This is a genomic window from Acinetobacter sp. AOR14_HL, assembly GCF_027855175.1.
In the GTDB taxonomy this organism is placed as follows: Bacteria; Pseudomonadota; Gammaproteobacteria; order Pseudomonadales; family Moraxellaceae; genus Acinetobacter; species Acinetobacter calcoaceticus.
The window spans coordinates 260,987-283,848 of sequence record NZ_JAKTII010000012.1; the positions used below are offsets into that span (position 1 = coordinate 260,987).

Annotated in this window: 18 protein-coding genes and 1 pseudogene; 15 read left to right on the forward strand and 4 right to left on the reverse strand. The window is 39.6% G+C overall.

The genetic code is table 11. The features are described from left to right. Window positions 1-69 precede the first annotated feature (69 nt). Window positions 70-1,002, reverse strand: coding sequence for an oxygen-dependent tRNA uridine(34) hydroxylase TrhO (gene trhO, locus MKL38_RS13905; protein ID WP_005036495.1), 933 nt, complete (start codon window positions 1,000-1,002; stop codon window positions 70-72). 111 nt (window positions 1,003-1,113) lie between these two features. On the opposite strand from trhO, the gene MKL38_RS13910 reads away from it, so the two are divergent. Further along, entirely contained in the window at window positions 1,114-1,599 is a 486-nt protein-coding gene (locus tag MKL38_RS13910; protein WP_005036497.1) for a DUF1289 domain-containing protein, read from the forward strand. A gap of 80 nt (window positions 1,600-1,679) precedes the next feature. On the opposite strand, the gene gltA is transcribed toward MKL38_RS13910, so the two are convergent. Next, window positions 1,680-2,954: a citrate synthase gene (gene gltA, locus MKL38_RS13915; protein ID WP_003655451.1), complete on the reverse strand. Its 1,275-nt coding sequence runs from the start codon at window positions 2,952-2,954 to the stop codon at window positions 1,680-1,682. A 343-nt stretch (window positions 2,955-3,297) separates the two neighbouring features. Then, window positions 3,298-3,399, reverse strand: a pseudogene (locus MKL38_RS19300) (hypothetical protein); the annotation flags it as partial. Window positions 3,400-3,896: 497 nt separating this feature from the next. Between MKL38_RS19300 and sdhC the strand changes: the two are divergent. From sdhC to sucD, 10 genes are all read left to right on the forward strand, one after another. Further along, window positions 3,897-4,298, forward strand: a complete 402-nt coding sequence (gene sdhC, locus MKL38_RS13920; RefSeq protein WP_003655453.1) for a succinate dehydrogenase, cytochrome b556 subunit — start codon at window positions 3,897-3,899, stop codon at window positions 4,296-4,298. Further along, on the forward strand, window positions 4,298-4,663 hold the full coding sequence (sdhD, locus tag MKL38_RS13925) for a succinate dehydrogenase, hydrophobic membrane anchor protein (RefSeq protein ID WP_003655454.1): 366 nt from the start codon (window positions 4,298-4,300) through the stop codon (window positions 4,661-4,663). Before sdhC ends, sdhD begins: the two co-directional genes overlap by 1 nt. Before the next feature lie 12 nt (window positions 4,664-4,675). After that, on the forward strand, window positions 4,676-6,511 hold the full coding sequence (sdhA, locus tag MKL38_RS13930) for a succinate dehydrogenase flavoprotein subunit (RefSeq protein WP_144734960.1): 1,836 nt from the start codon (window positions 4,676-4,678) through the stop codon (window positions 6,509-6,511). Between the two features lie 14 nt (window positions 6,512-6,525). After that, window positions 6,526-7,236, forward strand: a complete 711-nt coding sequence (locus MKL38_RS13935) for a succinate dehydrogenase iron-sulfur subunit (RefSeq protein ID WP_003655458.1) — start codon at window positions 6,526-6,528, stop codon at window positions 7,234-7,236. A 283-nt stretch (window positions 7,237-7,519) separates the two neighbouring features. After that, entirely contained in the window at window positions 7,520-7,648 is a 129-nt protein-coding gene (locus tag MKL38_RS13940) for a hypothetical protein (RefSeq protein ID WP_002116082.1), read from the forward strand. Between the two features lie 157 nt (window positions 7,649-7,805). Then, complete coding sequence (locus tag MKL38_RS13950) at window positions 7,806-10,646, forward strand: 2-oxoglutarate dehydrogenase E1 component (RefSeq protein ID WP_151743337.1); 2,841 nt, start codon at window positions 7,806-7,808, stop codon at window positions 10,644-10,646. After that, on the forward strand, window positions 10,646-11,836 hold the full coding sequence (gene odhB, locus MKL38_RS13955) for a 2-oxoglutarate dehydrogenase complex dihydrolipoyllysine-residue succinyltransferase (protein WP_003655463.1): 1,191 nt from the start codon (window positions 10,646-10,648) through the stop codon (window positions 11,834-11,836). The genes MKL38_RS13950 and odhB overlap by 1 nt, the downstream gene beginning before the upstream one ends. 61 nt (window positions 11,837-11,897) lie before the next feature. Further along, window positions 11,898-13,331 (forward strand): dihydrolipoyl dehydrogenase, encoded by a 1,434-nt coding sequence (gene lpdA, locus MKL38_RS13960; protein WP_005036509.1) that lies wholly within the window; start codon window positions 11,898-11,900, stop codon window positions 13,329-13,331. 147 nt (window positions 13,332-13,478) lie between these two features. Continuing rightward, on the forward strand, window positions 13,479-14,645 hold the full coding sequence (sucC, locus tag MKL38_RS13965; protein WP_003655470.1) for an ADP-forming succinate--CoA ligase subunit beta: 1,167 nt from the start codon (window positions 13,479-13,481) through the stop codon (window positions 14,643-14,645). A 14-nt stretch (window positions 14,646-14,659) separates the two neighbouring features. Continuing rightward, window positions 14,660-15,550 carry a succinate--CoA ligase subunit alpha gene (sucD, locus tag MKL38_RS13970; RefSeq protein ID WP_003655479.1) on the forward strand — a complete coding sequence of 297 codons (891 nt, stop codon included), beginning with the start codon at window positions 14,660-14,662 and terminating at the stop codon, window positions 15,548-15,550. 392 nt (window positions 15,551-15,942) lie between these two features. Here the strand turns inward: sucD and trpS are convergent, their stop codons facing one another. Continuing rightward, window positions 15,943-16,956, reverse strand: coding sequence for a tryptophan--tRNA ligase (gene trpS, locus MKL38_RS13975; protein WP_003655481.1), 1,014 nt, complete (start codon window positions 16,954-16,956; stop codon window positions 15,943-15,945). 207 nt (window positions 16,957-17,163) lie between these two features. Here trpS and MKL38_RS13980 point away from each other — a divergent pair, with 207 nt between their 5' ends. The 4 genes from MKL38_RS13980 to MKL38_RS13995 all read left to right on the forward strand — a co-directional run. After that, a complete protein-coding gene (locus tag MKL38_RS13980; RefSeq protein WP_231762675.1) occupies window positions 17,164-18,093 on the forward strand; it encodes a DUF808 domain-containing protein in 930 nt (309 codons plus the stop codon). Window positions 18,094-18,119: 26 nt separating this feature from the next. Next, a complete protein-coding gene (gene ypfJ / locus MKL38_RS13985) occupies window positions 18,120-19,019 on the forward strand; it encodes a KPN_02809 family neutral zinc metallopeptidase (RefSeq protein ID WP_270903548.1) in 900 nt (299 codons plus the stop codon). Between the two features lie 241 nt (window positions 19,020-19,260). Next, window positions 19,261-20,763: a cation:proton antiporter gene (locus MKL38_RS13990; RefSeq protein WP_151743335.1), complete on the forward strand. Its 1,503-nt coding sequence runs from the start codon at window positions 19,261-19,263 to the stop codon at window positions 20,761-20,763. Window positions 20,764-21,220: 457 nt separating this feature from the next. Beyond that, a partial coding sequence (locus tag MKL38_RS13995) for a BapA/Bap/LapF family prefix-like domain-containing protein (protein ID WP_270903549.1) occupies window positions 21,221-22,862 on the forward strand: 1,642 nt, incomplete at its 3' end.

A 22,862-nucleotide genomic window follows, 5' to 3' on the forward strand; every position in this document is an offset into this window, starting at 1 on the left:
AAATTTACTTATATAAAGATAAAAGGCACTTAAGAATTTAAGTGCCTTCAGAAAACTAGCTATAGTGACTTATAAACGTTTACGTTTTGCAGCCGCAATTTGTGACTGGCGCATACGGAAGCCAGCTTTTTGTTTTTCAGTTGTCTTGTCGATGCAATACACACAAGAAACACCATGTTCATAGCTTGGTAAAGCAGACTCTTCTGGAGTCAAAGGCCAACCACAAGCATGACATTTAACATTTACGCCTTCTTCAACGCCATGAGTTACAGCAGTCCGGCCATCAAAAACAAAACATTCACCTTCCCATAAACTTTCATCGGCAGGGGTTTCTTCTAAATATTTAAGAATACCGCCTTTAAGGTGATAAACCTCTGTAAATCCTTCTTGAAGAAGTAGAGAGGTTGATTTTTCACAGCGAATACCACCTGTGCAGAACATCGCAATTTTTTTATCTTTATGCTGTTCTAATTCTTTTTTAACGTATTCTGGGAACTCGCGGAATGTTTCAGTTTTAGGGTCGATAGCACCTTTGAAAGTACCCGCCTTATACTCATAATCATTACGCGTATCGATTAAAATTACATCATCACGTGCAATTAAATCATTCCATTCTTTTGGATCAAGGTAGTGGCCCACTAAGTCACGAGGTTTAACTTCAACACCTAAAGTCACAATTTCTTCTTTAAGTTTAATTTTCATTTTACGGAAAGGTTTGTCAGAGCTATGAGATTCCTTATATTCCATAGAGGCAAAACCTTCATTGAGTAAAAATTGATAGAGACTATCAATTGCTACACGATCGCCTGCAACAGTACCATTAATTCCTTCACCTGCTACAATCAGAGTTCCGCAAAGGTTGATTGTTTTCACTAAGTCTAATAAACGTTGTTGAAGATCGGCAGGATCTTGAACTTCTTTAAATTGATATAGTGCTGCAACAACCCAACCCGCGGTCGCTTGCTGTTCTACAGGTGCAAGCTGTTCTACAGTAGCGTTCATGGAAAACTCCAAATGTATTAAGATAGAAATTTAAGGCGCATATTTTAGCGCGAAAATTTGTAATAAGCGAGAAAACCATAAAAAGTATATGGTTTATTTAAGGAGTCGGTTTTGAGTAGTGATCATCGAATGCTCTCTCTCACCCCATGTGCAGGGCGTTGTTCAACAGTTTTTGGTGATCAGGTTTGCCGTGGTTGTCGTCGTTTTAACCATGAAGTGATTCAATGGAATACTTATACAGCAGAGCAACGTTTGGCTGTATGGAGGCGTTTAGATGATCAGTTGAATCAAATCCTAGTGCCCATGTTACCTCATGCGAACTTGCAGCATGTAGAAGGATTTATTTTAAGTAAACGTGTTCGGTTAATGGAAGGGGCGAGCAAAGGCCGCAAGCTCTATCACGCTTTAAAAATATGTGAGAAAAATAAGCATCTGGCAACAGAAAGTGGTTTAGGTATTTCAGATGCTCAAGTCAAAACAATATGGGTTGAATTCGAAAGGCGCGTTTTAGCTTTAGCTAAAGCGAGTTATGAGTTGGCTTGGTTGAGAGCTGATGGAATTAGTCATCACTTATTAAGTGTGTTTGACGAAGAATAGGTTTGTAGATTGAATTGAAGATATCTCAATAAAAAAGCTGCCAGAAGGCAGCTTTTTTATCATTAATTTTCTTTCGAATATTAACGTTTGATATCGCGTTGAGTCGGGCCAGTATAAAGCTGGCGAGGACGACCAATTTTGTAAGGTGCGCTGTGCATTTCTAACCAGTGGCTGATCCAACCTACTGTACGTGCAAGTGCAAAGATTACCGTAAACATTTCTGTAGGGATACCAATCGCTTTAAGGATGATACCTGAGTAGAAATCTACGTTAGGGTAAAGTTTACGTTCAACGAAGTACGGGTCGTTCAATGCAATACGCTCAAGTTCCATAGCAAGCGCTAATTGAGGATCATTGATATTTAATGCTGCAAGAACTTCGTCACAAGTTTGTTTCATGACTTTTGCACGTGGGTCGAAGTTTTTGTAAACACGGTGACCGAAGCCCATGAGTTTAACTTCTTTACGTTTTACTTTTTCCATGAACTCGGCAACGTTTTCTACACTACCGATTTCATCAAGCATTTTAAGTACAGCTTCGTTTGCACCACCGTGAGCAGGTCCCCAAAGTGCAGAAATACCTGAAGAAATACATGCGTATGGGTTTGCACCAGTAGAGCCAGCAAGACGTACTGTAGATGTCGAAGCATTTTGTTCGTGATCAGCATGAAGCGTGAAGATACGATCCATTGCGCGAGCAAGAACAGGATTTACTTTGTAATCACGGTCAGCAGGGGTAGCAAACATCATATGTAAGAAGTTTTCCGCGTAATTTAAATCATTACGTGGATAGATGAATGGTTGACCTACTGTGTATTTGTAACTCCAAGCAGCAAGTGTTGGAATTTTTGCAATGAGACGAATCGCAGTGATTTCACGGTGATTGATGTCTTCAATGTCAAGATTGTTGTGATAGAACGCAGATAATGCACCAACAACACCAACCATGATTGCCATTGGGTGAGCATCACGACGGAAACCATTGAAGAAACGGCTAACTTGATCGTGAACCATAGTGTGAGCACGAACTTTGGCATCAAACTCTGTTTTTTGTTCAGCAGTTGGGAGCTCGCCATTTAATAATAAATAACAAGTTTCAAGATAGTCTGCTTGAGTTGCTAACTGATCAATTGGGTAGCCGCGGTGTAATAAAATACCTTTGTCACCATCAATGAACGTAATTTTAGACTCGCATGCAGCTGTCGCCATAAAACCAGGATCGAAAGTAAAATGACCTTCTTTCAATATGCTGCTGACATCAATTACATCTGGACCTAAAGTGCCACTGTAGATTGGTAATCCAATTTCTTTGCCATCAAGATGTAATACGGCTTTTTTGCCATTTGCTTCAGACATTCAATAGATCTCCTGTCCTGGTGAATGTTGATCTGACCCGAAATCCTAATGTTCTCATGTGCGAATCAGACGGTGTCAAAATTTGCTATAAGATTAGTGAGTACTGAAATTTTGTCAATTATACTTATGGATAAAAAATGACGATCCCACAGAGAGTTAGTCATCAAGACCCGAGCAAAAAAGTCAGTAAAATCACTGCATCGGGATGGTATAATAAGTCAATTCAACAAGAACGTGCAGAAAAAAAATGAAGTATGAGTACAATTGTAAGCAAATTTTAAAATCAAGATTAAAAATGACAAGTCGGTAGAAAATGCCAATCCAATTAAAAAAATCATAAAACTCATGGTGTAATTTCAAATTGCCAATCAAAAAAAACTCTATTTTTATTTAGTTGTAACAAAGAATATTGCTGTTTTTTTAAGTTTAATTGTATAAAAAATAGCTAATTGAACTGCATTAAAATAATAAAAACTCTTATTCGCAGTAAAAATTGCTTTCTAAAATGTATTTTAGATTGACTGATTTGGGTGGAATATAAGTATGTTCACTTATTTGAATAGTAGCTTTTATTGAAAATATGAGGAGTTACTAACATTTTTCTATTTATATGATGAATTTATAACTTTATCTTTAGTCTAAAACTTACTTATTTAAAAGAAATTTCAGAAAAAATGAAATTAAATAAAAAGTTATTTTAAACAATAACATGGTGGAACTATGTATACCTTTTTTATAGGGTTAATAGGGCGATATCATTGTGAATGATTCTTATTTAATTGTTTTTTGCTTAAATGGGAAAGTGGATTGTTTGTATTTTGATACTTCGCGTTTTATAATTCAGTGTCGTTTATAGGTTAGGCATGAGCTGTGCTTGCCTAACAATGCCAGCTTTCCTTGGAATTAATTCAACAAACTCCGGTCGGAGTTTCTACCTACAGGATGCCCGCTGTGAAAAGCAACAGACCTGTCAATTTGTCCATGGGTCAGGTGTTAGCGGTAAATTTACGCTCACCCGTGGCTATTGCATCAATTTTACACCGTTTATCAGGTGTCATCGTTTTCTTATTAGTACCAGTTCTATTATGGATTTTAGATAAATCATTATCTTCACCAGAAGGATTTGACTACGTTAAAAATGTCGTGTTTGGAAATATCCTTGTACGTTTTATCGTTTGGGTATTTGTAGCCGGCTTATTATTCCACTTTATTGCTGGAGTGAAGCACTTACTTGCAGATTTAGGTTTTGCTGAAGAACTGCAAAGTGGTCGTATTGCAGCGACAATTTCATTGATCTTATCTGTGGTAGCCATTATCGCAGCCTTTGTATGGATTATGTTCTAATGAAAAGTGCTACAGGTTTAACTGGTTCAGGTTCTCGTGATTGGTTTATCCAGCGTGTAAGTGCGGTTGTACTAGCAGCCTATACTGTTGTTCTTTTGGGTTGGATTCTCTGCAAAGGCGGATTTGACTATCAACAATGGGCTGGTTTCATGATGACATTACCAATGAAGATTTTTTCTTTATTGGCAATTTTATCGCTTATCGCACACGCATGGATTGGTATGTGGCAAGTTTTTACTGACTATGTCACTACTCGTCAAATGGGTCCTTCAGCGAAAGGTTTACGCCTTGTACTGACGACGGCTGTCATTATTGCAGTGTTTGTGTACGCAATCTGGGGTATCCAGATTTTCTGGGCGAATTGATAGGAAGACATCATGGGCGCGATAACCCCTAAAGAAGATTATTCAAATATTCAAAACCTCACTTTCGATGCAGTTATCGTTGGTGGTGGTGGTTCTGGTATGCGTGCATCTTACCAACTCGCTCAAGCGGGTTTGAAAGTTGCAGTACTGACTAAAGTTTTCCCGACACGTTCGCACACTGTAGCTGCTCAAGGTGGTATCGGTGCGTCGTTAGGTAATATGCAAGAAGATAACTGGCATTTCCATTTTTACGATACAGTAAAAGGTTCTGACTGGTTAGGTGACCAAGACGCAATTGAATTTATGTGTCGTGAAGCGCCAAAAGTTGTGTATGAACTTGAACACATGGGTATGCCGTTTGACCGTAACGCTGATGGTACAATTTATCAACGTCCGTTCGGTGGTCACTCTGCTAACTATGGTGATAAACCAGTTCCACGTGCTTGTGCAGCTGCGGACCGTACAGGTCATGCATTATTGCATACGCTTTATCAAAGCAACGTGAAAATGGGTACTCAATTCTTCGTTGAGTGGATCGCTCTTGATTTGATCCGTAACGAAGCTGGTGATGTTCTTGGTGTAACAGCGATTGACCAAGAAACTGGTAACATTTCAGTATTCCAAGCAAAAGCGACATTATTTGCTACTGGTGGTGCTGGTCGTGTTTACCGTGCATCAACAAATGCTTATATCAACACTGGTGACGGTCTTGGTATGGCTGCTCGTGCTGGTATTCCATTGCAAGATATGGAGTTCTGGCAATTCCACCCAACGGGTGTTGCGGGCGCTGGTGTATTGTTGACTGAAGGTTGTCGTGGTGAAGGTGCAATCCTTCGTAATAAAGACGGCGAACCGTTCATGGAACGTTATGCACCGACTTTAAAAGACTTGGCTCCACGTGATTTCGTTTCACGTTCTATGGACCAGGAAATTAAAGAAGGTCGTGGTTGTGGTCCAAAAGGTGATTATATCTTACTTGATATGACTCACTTGGGTGCTGACACAATCATGAAGCGTTTACCATCTGTATTTGAGATTGGTAAAAAATTCGCGAACGTTGACATTACAAAAGAAGCGATTCCTGTAGTACCAACAATCCATTATCAAATGGGTGGTATTCCTACAAATATGCATGGTCAAGTGTGCTTACCTGAAGCGGGTACGGACAACTACACTAAACCTGTAAAAGGTTTCTATGCAATTGGCGAATGTTCTTGTGTATCTGTACATGGTGCAAACCGTTTAGGTACTAACTCACTTCTTGACTTGGTTGTATTTGGTAAAGCTGCTGGTGAGCACATTATCGATTACGTAACTAAGCATCATGGTGATGAATATGCACCTCTTCCAACAGATGTATTAGGGCAAACACTTGCTCGCGTACGTAAGTTGGATGACTCAACTTCTGGTGAAAATGCTCAAGAAGTTGCTGATGCAATTCGTGATATCGTTCAAGATCACGCTGGTGTATTCCGTACTCAAGCATTACTTGATAAGGGTGTAAAAGAGATCCTTGCTCTTGAGCCACGTGTGCGTAATATCCACTTAAAAGATAAATCTAGAGTATTTAACACTGCACGTGTTGAAGCGCTTGAAGTTGAAAACTTGTATGAAGTTGCAAAAGCAACTCTAATTTCAGCTGCTGCGCGTAAAGAGTGTCGTGGTGCGCATACTGTAGTTGATTATGAATTACCAGCTGATCACCCAACTTATTCATACGGTCGCCGTGATGATGAGTGGATGAAACATACGTTATGGTATTCATCAGATAACCGTTTGGAATATAAGCCAGTGCGCTTCAAACCGTTGACTGTTGATGCAATTCCGCCAGCACCACGTACATTCTAATCGGGAGTATAAAGATGAGTAGAGGTACTCGTACATTCGAAATCTACCGCTATGATCCTGATAAGGATAAAGCGCCGTACATGCAAACTTTCAAGCTTGAATTGACTGATAAGCACCGTATGTTGCTTGATGCATTACTTGCATTGAAAGTTCAAGATGAAACGTTAACATTCCGTCGCTCTTGCCGTGAAGGTATTTGTGGTTCAGATGGTGTGAATATCAATGGTAAAAATGGTTTGGCTTGTTTAGAAAACCTGAATGATTTACCAGAGAAAATCGTAATTCGTCCATTACCAGGTTTGCCGGTAGTTAAAGATTTGGTTGTTGATATGAACCAATTCTATGATCAATATGACAAGATTCAGCCATTCTTGATTAATAACCAACCAGCTCCACCTAAAGAGCGTTTACAATCTCCAGAAGAGCGTGAACACTTAAACGGTTTGTATGAATGTATTCTTTGTGCATGTTGTTCAACTTCATGCCCATCATTCTGGTGGAACCCTGACAAGTTCTTGGGTCCTTCAGCATTGTTGAATGCATACCGTTTTATTATTGATTCTCGTGATACTGCTACTGCAGACCGTTTGTCTCGTCTTGACGATCCATTCAGTTTGTTCCGTTGTAAAGGTATTATGAACTGTGTGTCAGTATGTCCTAAAGGTCTAAATCCTACAAAAGCAATCGGTCACATCCGTAATATGCTATTAGATCAAGCGGGTTAATTCTGCACAAATAGAAAGCGCACATCCTTGATGTGCGTTTTTTTTTAACTTTATAATGTAAACTTTAGACTTTGGTCGAAAAAGATGAGGTTTTTATATATTGCACCATATATTAAAAGATAAAATCGCATATGTATTTCGCCAGTTTATAGGTGGTATGTGTCAAAAAAATCAATCGTTCGTTAAGAACATGATACGATTTGCCACAAAGTTATAGGTGAAAAAAGCGTATACTAGTGAAATTAATTTAAGTAGCACGATCTTAGATCTGTGCTTAATTTTTATGGTTAAAGTCATTTTAGAAAAGTTAATTTTAAAGTTAATTTTTCTAAAAAGATTTGCAAAAAATTGCTCGGTTTTAATCGAGTATAAGGTGAGTGATGATGCCATTGAGGGTGTTGTGATTCATTAATTACCTATGGAGTTTCCTCTCTAGGTAGTATGACGCCCCATGGTCTTAAAGACCTGTTGGGTAAGTAATGCCTTTTTTACCAATTTGGCATTATGCATCATGGGTGTGCTTAAAAGGCAGCCTGTAATATTTTTTGCAATAGGAAATGGGTCCACAAATGCAAGAAGTTGCTGACGCATTGCGTCTTGACACTGAACTTTCCGCTGATAGTGCAGCGTATATTGAAGAACTTTACGAGCAGTACCTGTCTTCCCCAACCTCTGTAGCTGAGGACTGGCGCCAATATTTCGATAAATATCCAAAGGGTGACCAACCACACGGCGCTGTGCGTGAGCAATTCCTATTACTAGGACGTAATGCTAATCGTGTTCAACCTGTTGTACAAAGTACGGTAAGTACTGAGCATGAACGTCGTCAAATTGGCGTTTTACAACTTATTGCTGCTTATCGTAATCGTGGACATCAAAAAGCTAAATTAGATCCATTAGGTCTTGCTAAGCGTGAAGATATTCCTGATTTAGATCTTTCAGCACATGGTTTAACCAAATCAGATTTAGACACAGTATTCAACACAGGCAATCTTGAGATTGGCAAAAGCGAAGCAACGCTTGCTGAAATGATTGAAGCAATGGAAGCAATCTATTGTGGTTCAATCGGTGTTGAATATATGCATATCGTGGACACAAAAGAAAAGCGTTGGATTCAACAACGTCTTGAAAGTGTTCGTGGTCAGCTTAATTTTACAAATGATCAAAAGAAAGGGTTCTTGGAGCGTTTAACCGCTGCAGAAGGGCTTGAAAAATTCTTAGGTAATAAATACGTTGGTGCGAAACGCTTTGGTGTAGAAGGTGGTGAATCTTTTATTCCTATGGTGAATGAAATCATTCAACGTGCTGGTGCTGTTGGTTGTAAAGAAGTTGTTATTGGTATGCCACATCGTGGCCGTTTAAACCTTCTTGTTAATATTATGGGTAAAAACCCTGCAGACTTGTTTGGCGAGTTTGAAGGTAAAGCTATTCATAAGAAAGGTTCTGGCGACGTTAAATATCATCAAGGTTTCTCAAGTAATGTAATGACTCCAGGTGGCGAAGTTCACTTGGCATTAGCATTTAACCCATCTCACTTGGAAATCGTTGGTCCTGTAGTTGAGGGTTCTGTACGTGCACGTCAAGTGCGTCGTAGAGACATCGGCGGTGATGATGTATTACCAGTAATTGTTCATGGTGATGCTGCATTTGCAGGTCAAGGTGTGAACATGGAAACCTTCCAGATGTCACAAACTCGTGGCTATACGGTTGGTGGTACTGTACACATTATCGTGAACAACCAAGTTGGTTTTACAACTTCTGATCCACGTGATGCGCGTTCTACTGAATATTGTACTGACGTTGCAAAAATGATTCAGACGCCAATCTTCCATGTGAATGGCGATGATCCTGAAGCAGTAATCTTTGCTACTCAATTAGCACATGATTTCCGTCACGAATTCCGTAAAGACGTAGTACTTGACTTGTTCTGTTACCGTCGTCGTGGTCATAACGAAGCAGATGAGCCGTCTGGTACACAGCCATTGATGTATCAAGTGATTGCTAAAAAAGCAACAACTCGTACACTCTATGCAGATCAACTTGTTCAAAACAAAGTAATTGATCGTGCGGAAGCAGATCAAATGGTTGAAGATTACCGTGCAGATTTAGAAGCCGGAAACCATGTGGCAAATGCTTTGGTGCTTGAACCAAATACAAAAATGTTTGTTGATTGGACACCTTATTTGGGCCATGACTATACAGATGATTGGGATACTTCATTTGACTTAAATCGCTTAAAAGAATTAGGCGAGGGCATGAGCAAACTTCCGGAAGGATTTGTTATGCAGCGTCAAGTGCAAAAAGTAATTGAAGATCGTGTGAAAATGCAAACTGGTGAAACTGCATTGAACTGGGGTGCTGCTGAAACTTTAGCTTACGCAACCTTGATCGATGAAGATTACCTTGTTCGTATTACTGGTGAAGACGTTGGGCGTGGTACATTCTCGCACCGTCATGCAAAATTGCATAATCAGGTAGATGGCTCAACGTATATTCCGCTTTGTCACGTTAAAGAAAACCAGCCTCGTTTTGCAATTTATGATTCTTTATTATCTGAAGAAGCTGTTCTTGCATTTGAATATGGTTATGCAACTACAATTCCTAAGAGCTTAATTATTTGGGAAGCACAATTTGGTGACTTCGTAAACTGTGCTCAGGTTGTAATTGACCAGTTTATTGCTTCTGGTGAGACTAAGTGGGAACGAGTTTGTGGTTTAACAATGTTGTTACCACATGGTTTCGAAGGTCAAGGTCCAGAGCATTCATCAGCTCGTTTAGAACGTTTCTTACAGTTATGTGCTGAAGATAACATGCAAGTGATCACTCCAACGACACCTGCACAGATTTTCCATGCATTACGTCGTCAAGCTGTACGCCCAATTCGTAAGCCATTGATTGTAATGTCACCGAAATCTTTACTTCGTCATAAACTTGCGACTTCTACTTTAGAAGAGCTTGCAAATGGTTCATTCCAGACCGTAATTGACGAAATCGATCAAATTAACAAGTCAGATGTAACTCGTCTTGTACTTTGTGGTGGTAAAGTTTATTACGACTTACTTGAAAAACGTCGTGAACAAAACTTAACTAACGTCGCAATCGTACGTATTGAACAGTTATATCCATATCCAGAACAACGTCTTGCGGAAATCTTGGCTGCATATCCAAACGTGAAAGAACTTGTTTGGACACAAGAAGAGCCGAAGAACCAAGGCGCTTGGTTATTTATCGCACCGCGTTTATACGACGATATCTTAAAATCTGGCAAACAAATCCGTATCAGTTTTGCAGGTCGTGAAGCTTCTGCTGCACCAGCTTGTGGCTCACCGTACTTGCATGCAAAACAACAAGCTCAGCTAATTAATGATGCATTGGCAATCGAAGCTGAACAATCAGGAGATTCTCAATAATGGCAACCGAAATTAAAGCACCGGTATTCCCAGAGTCTGTTGCAGATGGAACCATCGCAACTTGGCACAAAAAGGTGGGTGAACCTGTATCACGTGATGAAGTAATCTGTGATATTGAAACCGACAAAGTTGTTTTAGAAGTGGTTGCTCCTGCAGATGGTAGCTTAGTTGCAATCATTAAAGGTGAAGGCGATACAGTTCTTTCTGACGAAGTGATTGCTCAGTTTGAAGCTGGTGCTGGTGCAGCGGCTGCTCCTGCAGTAGAGCAAGCAGTTGCTCAAACTCAAGCTGGTGCGGCTCCTGTTGTTGAGCGCACTGAAGCTGTATCTGGTCAAGCTCCTGCAGTTCGTAAAGCTTTGTCTGAAACTGGTATTGCTGCTGCTGACGTACAAGGTACTGGTCGCGGTGGTCGTATCACTAAAGAAGATGTGGCAAACCATCAAACTAAACCAGCTGCTAACGTTACTCCGTTAAGCGTAGCTGTTGGTGAGCGTATCGAAAAACGCGTTCCAATGACTCGTTTACGTAAGCGTGTAGCTGAGCGTCTTCTTTCTGCAACTCAAGAAACTGCAATGTTAACTACATTTAACGAAGTTAACATGAAGCCAATCATGGAATTGCGTAAGCAATATAAAGATGCGTTTGAAAAACGTCATGGTGCTCGTTTAGGCTTCATGTCATTCTTTGTTAAAGCTGTAACTGAAGCACTTAAGCGCTATCCTGCGGTAAATGCTTCAATTGATGGCGATGATATTGTTTATCACGGTTACTATGACATCGGTGTTGCAGTATCTTCTGATCGTGGTCTTGTTGTTCCAGTATTACGTGATACTGATCGTATGAGCTATGCAGAAGTTGAAGCAGGTATTGGTGCTTATGCTGCTAAAGCGCGCGATGGTAAATTATCTATCGAAGAAATGACTGGTGGTACTTTCACTATTACTAACGGTGGTACTTTCGGTTCATTACTTTCAACTCCAATTTTGAATCAGCCGCAAACTGGTATCTTGGGTATGCACAAAATCCAAGAGCGTCCTATGGCTGTAAATGGTCAAGTTGAAATCTTGCCAATGATGTATTTAGCGCTTTCTTATGACCACCGTATGATCGATGGTAAAGAAGCAGTAGGTTTCTTGGTAGCAATCAAAGAATTGTTAGAAGAACCAGCTAAACTCATCCTTGATCTTTAATTTCTTCGAATAATATTACCGAGATAGAGCGATCCTCTATCTCGGACCATGGAGATAAACAATGTCTCAACAATTTGATCTTGTTGTTATTGGCGGTGGTCCTGGTGGTTATGAAGCTGCAATTCGTGCTGCTCAACTAGGCTTTAAAGTCGCTTGTATCGAAAAACGTATTCACAACGGTAAGCCATCTTTAGGTGGTACATGCTTAAACGTAGGTTGTATTCCTTCTAAAGCATTACTTGACTCTTCACATCGTTATGAAGATACAGTGCATCATTTAGCTGATCACGGTATTACTACAGGTGAAGTGAATTTTGATCTTGCTAAGCTTCTTGCTCGTAAAGACAAAGTTGTTGACCAATTAACTGGCGGTGTCGATCAATTGCTTAAAGGCAATGGTATTGAGTGGTTAAAAGGTACTGGTAAATTACTTGCTGGTAAAAAAGTTGAGTTTGTTTCGCACGAAGGTGAAACTCAAGTTTTAGAACCTAAATATGTGATTCTTGCGTCTGGTTCTGTACCTGTAAATATTCCAGTAGCTCCTGTAGATCAAGATATTATTGTTGATTCAACTGGCGCATTAAACTTCCAAGAAGTACCTAAACGTTTAGGTGTTATTGGCGCTGGTGTAATCGGTTTAGAGCTTGGTTCTGTTTGGCGTCGTCTTGGTGCTGAAGTTGTTGTATTTGAAGCAATGGATGCATTTTTACCAATGGCTGATAAAGCTTTGGCAAAAGACTATCAAAAACTTTTAACTAAGCAAGGTCTTGATATTCGTATTGGCGCTAAAGTTGCTGGTACTGAAATCAATGGTCGTGAAGTGACTGTTAAATACACCCAAGGTGGCGAAGAAAAAACTCAAACTTTTGACAAATTAATCGTTTGTGTAGGCCGTAAAGCTTATGCAGAAGGTTTATTGGCAGATGATTCAGGCATTAAATTGACTGAACGTGGTTTAGTTGAAGTAAACGATTACTGTGCAACTTCTGTAGAAGGTGTATATGCAATTGGTGACTTGGTTCGTGGTCCAATGCTTGCTCATAAAGCAATGGAAGAAGGTGTAATGGCTGTTGAGCGTATCCACGGTCATGCAGCTCAAGTGAACTATGACACAATCATTTCTGTTATCTATACACATCCGGAAGCGGCATGGGTTGGTTTAACTGAAGAACAAGCTAAAGAAAAAGGTCATGAAGTTAAAACTGGTCAATTCGGTTTTGCTGTAAATGGTCGTGCTTTAGCAGCGGGTGAAGGTGCTGGTTTCGTTAAGTTTGTTGCTGATGCAAAAACTGACCGTTTATTAGGTATGCATGTCATTGGACCTGCTGCATCTGATATCGTACACCAAGGTATGATCGCACTTGAATTTGTATCTTCTGTTGAAGATCTTCAGTTAATGACATTTGGTCATCCAACATTCTCTGAAGTTGTTCATGAAGCTGCACTTGCTGTAGATGGTCGTGCAATTCACGCGATTCAACGTAAGCGTAAATAAAATAAAGAGCGGTTCTCCGCTCTTTTTCACATTTGATGGTGTGATTAAAAAAACATCAAGGTGATAGAGGTAGACAGCAATTTGCATATACAACATGAGAATGTTGCGCAAATTGAAGACAACAAACAAAGTTAAGTAGGTAACTAAATGAACTTACATGAGTATCAAGCTAAAGCGTTATTGAAAGAATATGGTATGCCGGTACAAGAAGGTATCTTGGCAACCAATGCAGACGAAGCAGTTGCTGCATTCGAACAGCTTGGTGGTAAATTCGCGGTAATGAAAGCGCAAGTTCATGCTGGTGGTCGCGGTAAGGCTGGTGGCGTTAAAGTTGCAAAATCTAAAGAAGATGTTATCGAATTTGCAAACAACATTATTGGTACTCGTCTTGTAACGTATCAAACTGATGCAAATGGTCAACCAGTAAACAGCATTATTGTTGCTGAAGACGTATACCCAGTTGAGCGTGAGCTTTACTTGGGCGCGGTTGTAGACCGTTCTAGCCGTCGTATTACTTTCATGGCTTCTACAGAAGGTGGTGTAGAAATCGAGAAAGTTGCAGAAGAAACTCCAGAAAAAATTATCAAAGTTGAAGTTGATCCATTAGTTGGCTTACAACCATTCCAAGCGCGTGAAGTTGCGTTTGCTTTAGGTTTGAAAGACAAGCAAATCAGCCAGTTTGTTAAAATTATGGCTGCTGCTTACCAAGCATTTGTAGAAAATGACTTTGCATTATTCGAAATTAACCCACTTTCAGTTCGTGAAAATGGCGATATTTTATGTGTAGATGCAAAAGTTGGTATCGACTCTAACGCGCTTTACCGTTTACCTAAAGTTGCTGCTTTACGTGACAAATCTCAAGAGAATGAGCGTGAATTAAAAGCATCTGAATTTGATCTTAACTATGTTGCTTTAGAAGGTAACATTGGTTGTATGGTTAACGGTGCTGGTCTTGCAATGGCAACTATGGACATCATTAAACTTTATGGTGGTCAGCCTGCAAACTTCCTTGACGTTGGTGGCGGTGCAACTAAAGAACGTGTAATCGAAGCGTTCAAAATCATCCTTGCTGATACATCTGTACAAGGTGTTTTAATCAACATCTTCGGTGGTATCGTACGTTGTGACATGATTGCTGAAGCGATTATTGCAGCGGTTCAAGAAGTAAACGTAACTGTTCCAGTTGTTGTTCGTTTAGAAGGTAACAACGCTGAATTAGGTGCTAAATTACTTGATGAATCTGGTTTGAAATTAATTTCTGCGAACGGCTTGTCTGATGCCGCAGAAAAAGTTGTAGCTGCAGTTAAAGCGTAAGGGGAGTATCAATCATGAGCGTATTAATTAATAAAGACACTAAAGTATTGGTACAAGGTTTTACTGGTAAAAACGGTACTTTCCACTCTGCACAAGCTTTAGACTACGGTACAAAAGTTGTTGGTGGTGTTACTCCAGGTAAAGGTGGTACAACTCACCTTGACTTGCCAGTATTCAACACAATGAAAGAAGCTGTACGTGAAACAAATGCAGATGCATCTGTAATCTATGTACCAGCTCCATTCGTTTTAGATTCTATCGTTGAAGCGGTTGACTCAGGTGTTGGCCTAATTGTTGTGATCACTGAAGGTGTTCCAACAATCGACATGCTTAAAGCAAAACGCTACTTAGAAACTAACGGTAACGGTACTCGTTTAGTTGGTCCTAACTGCCCAGGCGTGATCACTCCAGGCGAATGTAAGATCGGTATTATGCCTGGTCACATTCACCAACCAGGTCGTATTGGTATCATCTCACGTTCAGGTACATTGACTTATGAAGCTGTTGCTCAAACAACTAAGCTTGGTTTAGGTCAGTCTACTTGTATCGGTATTGGTGGTGACCCAATCCCAGGTATGAACCAAATCGAAGCTCTTCAATTGTTCCAAGACGATCCAGATACTGATGCTATCATCATGATCGGTGAGATCGGTGGTACAGCGGAAGAAGAAGCTGCTGAATTCATCAAATCTAACGTGACTAAGCCTGTAGTAGGTTACATTGCTGGTGTAACTGCACCTAAAGGTAAGCGTATGGGTCACGCTGGTGCGATCATTTCTGGTGGTCAAGGTACTGCTGAAGAGAAATTCGCTGCATTTGAACGCGCGGGAATGGCTTACACTCGTAGCCCAGCTGAGCTTGGTTCAACAATGTTGCAAGTTTTAAAAGAGAAAGGTTTAGCTTAATCGCTTTACCCTGAATCTTAAAAAACACCGCATCTGAAAATGATGCGGTGTTTTTTTATCTATAAATCAAAAATAAAATTTCTAAAGAAGACAAAATAAAATGTTTAAGCAAAAAAAATACGCAATGATTGGGGTGATCATTGCGTAGAACAACGAATCTGTAAAAACAGTTTCGGTTTAAGGAGAAATGTCGTGAGGTTCATATGATGTAACCTACATAACAAATAATAGAGATAGTTAAGAAATTCTTCATCGCTATTAGCGTTAATAAGTGTTACTTCACGTTAATAGGGTAAAAGCATGTGAATAAGAAGGAATATATTAGGAATTCTAAAAAAGTGAGTCTGATGAGCCAAAAAAAAGCCCCGAAGGGCTTTTAGTTTTTAAAGGAATTAGAATTTAAATAATCCTAAACCGTCTTTAACTTCATCTAATGTTTGTTGAGTAATAAGACGACATTTATCTGTACCTTGACGTAAAACATCCATAATGTAATCTGGATCTTTAGCAAGTTCTTCACGACGTTCACGGATAGGGGTGATCAATTCTTTCAAAACACCTTCAAGACGTTTTTTAACAGTTCCATCACCTAGACCGCCGCGACGATAATGCGCTTTTAATTCTTCAACTTCTTCTTTATTTGGATCAAATGCATCTAAGTAAGTAAATACAATGTTTCCTTCAACCTGACCTGGATCTTCAATACGAAGATGATTTGGGTCGGTATACATTGCGTTTACAGCTTTTTTGATGTCTTTATCAGAAGCATTTAAAACAATGGTATTACCTAATGATTTAGACATTTTTGCCTTGCCATCAAAACCAGGTAAGCGTGCCATATTTGAAAGCAAAGCTTTACATTCAGGCAAAAGGTCTTGGCCGATTTGACGGTTTATTCGACGTACAATTTCATTGGTTTGTTCAATCATTGGAATCTGATCTTCACCCACTGGAACCACAGTCGCTTTGAAAGCAGTAATATCAGCAGCTTGTGCAACAGGGTAGCAGAGGAAACCAGCCGGAATGTCACGCTCGAAACCGCGCATTTGAATTTCAGACTTAATGGTCGGGTTACGTTCTAAGCGTGCAACCGTCACGAAGTTAAGATAGAGCATGGTGAGCTCATTAAGTGCTGGCAAGCATGATTGTACGCAAATCGTGGTTTTTGTTGGATCAATGCCTACAGCTAAATAATCTAGAGCAACTTCCAAAATATTGCGACGGACTTTATCTGGATTATCTGCATTGTCTGTTAATGCTTGAGCATCTGCTAATAAGAGATGTTGATGATGGCTATCCTGTAAACCTACACGAGAACGCAAAGAACCGACAAAATGCCCAAGATGAAGTTGTCCGGTTGGGCGGTCGCCTGTCAAAATAATTGGACGCTGATCAACATTACTCATTATTTATTCCACTGTCTTATTGGCTTAATCAGGGGTAGTAAGCCCTGCAATATAAAAGATTGGCATTATTGTACGGGAAATAAAAAAAATTCGTCAGCGATTGGGTAAACTTTTCTTAAAATAATATTGTGAATTTATTCAGTAAAATTACAGAAATTCAAAAAAATCATCTTACAATAGCTTAATAAATACAAACTTGGATAAGAAATGGCAAGTGGCTTACTTTTACTACTAGATGATATTGCAACAATTTTAGATGACGTTGCTTTAATGAGCAAAATGGCAGCAAAGAAAACTGCCGGAGTTTTAGGTGACGATTTAGCCTTGAATGCTCAGCAAGTTACAGGCGTCCGCTCAGACCGAGAGTTACCTATCGTTTGGAAGGTGGCGAAGGGTTCATTTGTTAACAAACTCATTTTAGTACCTTTAGCACTATTAATTAGTGTGGTTGCACCTTGGCTCATTAACCCTTTGTTAATGCTAGGTGGTTTGTTTTTATGTTATGAGGGAGTAGAAAAAGTTCTTCATACCATTATGCATAAAAAGTCCTCTACTCCAGAGGAGGCCAAAGCAGAACTTGAAAGTGAAGAATTAGACTTAGCAACATTTGAAAAAGATAAAATCAAAGGGGCTGTTCGGACAGACTTTATTTTATCTGCCGAAATTGTCGTGATTACTCTCGGTACAGTTGCTACAGCTACCTTAATGACTAAGGTAAGTGTTCTAAGTGTTATTGCAATTGTGATGACGATTGGTGTTTATGGCTTGGTTGCCATGATTGTTAAGATTGATGATCTTGGATTATATCTAACAGATCAAACGGCATCTTTTAAGCAGACTTTAGGTCGTGGCTTGCTCGCATTTGCACCTATTTTGATGAAATTACTCTCTATTGTCGGCACTATCGCGATGTTTTTGGTAGGCGGTGGGATTATTAACCATACGATTCCATTACTTCACCATCTGACTGAGAATACAGTTGATCATGTTGAGACTATACCAGCGGTAGGAAATATTATTGGCGCTTTAACACCCACACTAATTAATTTGGGAATAGGACTTGTTGCAGGTGCAATTGTTCTATTAATCGTGAGCTTAATACAAAAAATGTGGCCAAAAAAAGCATCGGGTTCATGATGCCATTCTAAAATAAGAGGGAAATTATGCGCTGGAAAGGTCGTCGAATTAGTACCAATGTTGAAGATCGTCGAGGTGGTGGCGGTGTTAGAGCAGGTGGTATCAGCATTATTGGTTTGGTTGTTGCATTTGTTGCGTGGAAGTTTTTTGGGGTTGATCCCCAACAGGCTTATCAGGCAACTCAGCAGGTCACTGCATCACAACAGTCAAATGCAACTGCACCAGAAAGTTTAACAGCCGAGCAAAAAGAAGCCTCTGATTTTGTTGGAACTGTTTTGGCTGATACTGAGGATACGTGGACTCCTATATTTAAACAGTTAGGTAAAACATATACACCGCCAAGATTAGTGTTGTTTAGTGGAGTGATTCAGTCAGGGTGTGGTACTGCCCAATCTGCAATGGGACCATTTTATTGTCCGGCAGATCAGAAGGTTTATATCGATACAGAATTCTTTAAAGATATGCGTCAGCAGATGGGAATTTCTGGTGAGCAAAACCAATCTGAACTTTCCAGACAAGATCAGGCTGGCGATTTTGCTCAAGCTTATGTTGTCGCCCATGAGGTAGGGCATCATGTTCAAACCTTGCTTGGTATTTCCTCACAAGTACAACAAGCCCGTGCACAAGCAAGCCAGAGAGAAGGTAATCAATTATCTGTTCGCCAAGAATTGCAAGCCGATTGTTTAGCCGGTATTTGGGCGAGTCATAATCAGCAACGTACTCAATTTTTAGAGCAAGGTGACATTGAAGAAGCGATGGATGCTGCTCAAAAAATTGGAGATGATTATTTACAGAAGCGCTCTACTGGTCAGGTTGTTCCAGATAGCTTTACTCATGGTAGTAGTGAACAGCGAATGCACTGGTTTCAGGTTGGTTTAAAAACTGGCGATATTAACCAATGCGATACTTTTAATAATCCAGTGTAATCTTTTCTAGGATGAGTCTTGTTAAACATATTTAAGAAGCTCATCCATTTTTTTTAGATCATAACTATAAATAATGTTAAGAAATTTAACAGAGTGATGGATTGTTCAATCAATTCGTTAAACTTGTATCCTAGTTTTTGTTTTTAAGATTATGGCATTGTTAATGCCAGTTTTTTTGTTCAGTTTGGTCGATCTAGCAAAGTTTCTTTTATTTGGTCGTTGACCCAGAAGAAGGGTATTCATGGGTAATTTTTTTCTACTACAAGCATTTACAGTGATTTTTGCGCTCTCAATAGCCACCACGATTTTTAATAAGCGTATTTTGGGCTTTCCACAGGCTATTGGTGTACCTCTGGTTTCGGCAATTTTTGTCTTTATTTTGCAATGGGGGGCTAGTCTGTTAAATGGTAACGAATTTATTACCATCAATATCCACCATATTGAGGAAGTAGTACGCCAGATCGACTTTTACGATTTTTTAATTAATGGGGTGATCTGTTTTATTCTAACTTCTTCAGCACTTAAATTTAAAATTTCTGATTTAAGGAGTTACTGGAAGCAAATCAGTATTTTGGCCACCATTGCATTAGTCATTTGCGCCGTTTTATTTGGTGGATTGCTCTATGGGTTTCAACTACTGGTTGGATATCATGTGCCAATTCTGGTGCTTTTACTTTTAGGTGCAGCTTTAGGGGCAACAGATCCTATTGGTATTAAAGGTGTACTTAGTTCGATTCGTGCACCGCATCATTTGATTGTTAAGCTAGAAGGCGAGTCACTATTTAATGATGCAATGTGTATTGCATTATTTATGACCTTGCTCAATGTTTTGCAGGGCGAACATTTCTCATTGATAGCGACATTAGAAGCTTTACTCTATGAAATTGTTGTTGCGGTCGGGATTGGTTGGGCATTTGGGGTAGGGGTGTTACGTCTATTACGTGGTAAACACGAAATGGAGTCTCTGATTCTCACAACAGCTTTGCTCGCGAGTGGAGCATATTTAGTTGCTTTGTTTGCACATGCATCAGCACCGATTGCTTGTGTAATTGGCGGTTTAATTGTTGGAAATAAATGGAAAGAAATACGCGAAGAGCGAGAGATTCAAGAAGTTAATCATTTTTGGCATACCGTAGAAGGAATCATCAACTCATTCCTGTTTACTTTAATTGGCTTAGAGTTATTTATTCTTGATTTAAACTTTAGTCTAATTTTAGGTGGTATTGTTGCATTCTTTATACTTCATATCTCTCGTTTTGCTGCCAACTTTATGGCTTTTGCCTTTTTTCCGAACATGCGGAAAATGAAAAGTTATAATGGTAGTCTAACGATTCTATCTTGGGGTGGGGTACGAGGCGGAATTTCACTTGCATTGATTTTGGCAGTTGCCAATATTCCTGCATTAAGTCCCTATAGTAGTATCCTGATTGGCTATACTTTTATTAGTGTGTTGTTGTCAGGCATTGTATGTGGTTTGGGTCTGCCTGCTGTGATGAATGCTTTTTATTACAATCCGAATGAAGAAACCGAAGGTTTAAAAGGTCTATATCAAAGATTGTGTCATAAGATGAATCGGAGAGGCTTTCAATATATTGTTGGAGAGGATGCACTGGGTAGAGAAACAATTACCGTTTTTAATCCGGATATTCTGGTAGATCAAAAAACTGAAGATGGAATTGCAACAATGCATGACCCAAATAAGTTACAAGAAGTAAAACGATTTGAGAGTCCTGATAATTTCTAAATATTTGCAGTTTTAAATTTTATAAGATATTTAAAAATTAGGTTTTAGTGTAATAGTAAAATATTACCTAAAGCCTTTTTTTTCTATATATATCATTAATAATATATTTTATTTTATTAAGATATTATTAATTGTTATATGAATATTTTAATTAAATGACATTTCAACAAATGGTAAATAATAAAAGATTAAATTTGTTTTATATATAAAACATTTAATGCAATTTTTAGTTAAATTAACACAAGAAAAACTTAAAGAAGACTTATATATAATTTGTATTAATTAAAATTTTTTCTATAGGTACTTTAGTATTTGTTTTTTTTATTTTAAAGTGTTTAATGTAAAAATGATCACATTACTTAATGTTTTTAAGTTGTAGGTCAAAAACTTGAAAACATTAAGTAAAAAGAATTATACATAAAATCATTTAAATCAATAATATAAAAGGAATACAGATATGCCTGAAATACAAATTATTGCCAAGGATAGTCACGACACCTTGTCAACCATCAAGGGAACTTCCGCATCGCTTACAGAAGCATCGGTGGTATTAGTAAAAGTGGCTGCCAGTGATGTATTGGTAGTGAATAGGGAGGGAACCAATGCAGTCATTCGCCTTAAAAATGGCGAGACAATTGTTATTGAAGGCTTTTTCAGTGGAACAGCTGAGCCTAAAGATAACAGCCTTGTTTTTCAAGACGAAAATGGACAGTTAATCTGGGCAAAATTCAAAGATGCTGAAAATGATGCAGATGCTGACGCTGACGCCGATGCTGATGCCGACAGTGATGTTGAGCCACAAGCACTCGTAGCTGAAGATTTACCAGCGGCTTTACCTGCAGAGGCACCACAAGAGTTGGTGTCTGATGTTATTTATCAGCCTATTTCTTCAATTGAACCATTGCTTTATCACGACGGTGGCATAAACCCATGGTTATGGGCTATCCCATTGGTTGCGGGTGGTATTATTGCCGCAGCATCAAACAGTGATAGCAATGATGACGACTCTTCAACACCTACCGACACAACACCACCAAATACAGATGGAGTAACTTTCTCAGTTAATCCAGTTACATCTGATAATGTACTTAATGCCTCAGAAGCAGCTGGTAACGTTACGATTACTGGTGTTCTTAAAGATATTCCAACAGATGCGGCGAATACAGCCGTTACAGTTGTTATTAATGGGGTGACTTATACCGCAACTGTAGACAAGGTTGCGGGTACATGGTCAGTAAGTGTACCGGGCAGTGGCTTAACGGCAGATGCAGATAAAACAATTGATGCTACTGTAACGTTTACAGATGCAGCAGGTAATAGCAGCACTGTTAAAGATACGCAAAGCTATACAGTAGATACCACTGCACCGAATGTGCCAGTGATTGACCCGGTAAACGGGACAGACCCGATTACAGGTACAGCAGAACCTGGTTCAACAGTAACAGTAACTTATCCGGACGGTAGCACAGTAAGTGTAGTTGCAGGACCGGATGGTACTTGGACTGTACCAAACCCAGGTCTCAATGATGGTGATGAAGTTACAGCAGTAGCAACAGATCCAGCAGGAAATACGTCAGGACCAGCAACAGGCATTGTCGATGCACTTGCACCAACAGTCGCTCTGAATGATGTATTGACCAACGACAGCACACCTGCACTCACTGGTACAGTCAATGATCCAACAGCAACTGTGGTAGTGACTGTAGATGGTGTGAACTATCCAGCGACCAACAATGGCGACGGTACCTGGACGCTTGCAGACAATACCTTGCCGGCACTCACCGATGGTCCGCACACGATTACCGTGACTGCAACAGATGCAGCAGGTAATGCCGGTACAGATACGGCTGTGGTAACAGTAGATACGACCGCTCCGAATGTGCCAGTGATTGACCCGGTTAACGGGACAGACCCGATTACAGGTACAGCAGAACCTGGTTCAACAGTAACTGTGACATATCCGGACGGTAGTACAGCAAGTGTTGTAGCAGGACCGGATGGTACTTGGACTGTGCCAAACCCAGGCCTAAATGATGGCGATGAAGTTGAAGCAGTAGCAACAGATCCAGCTGGAAATACATCAGGACCAGCAACAGGCG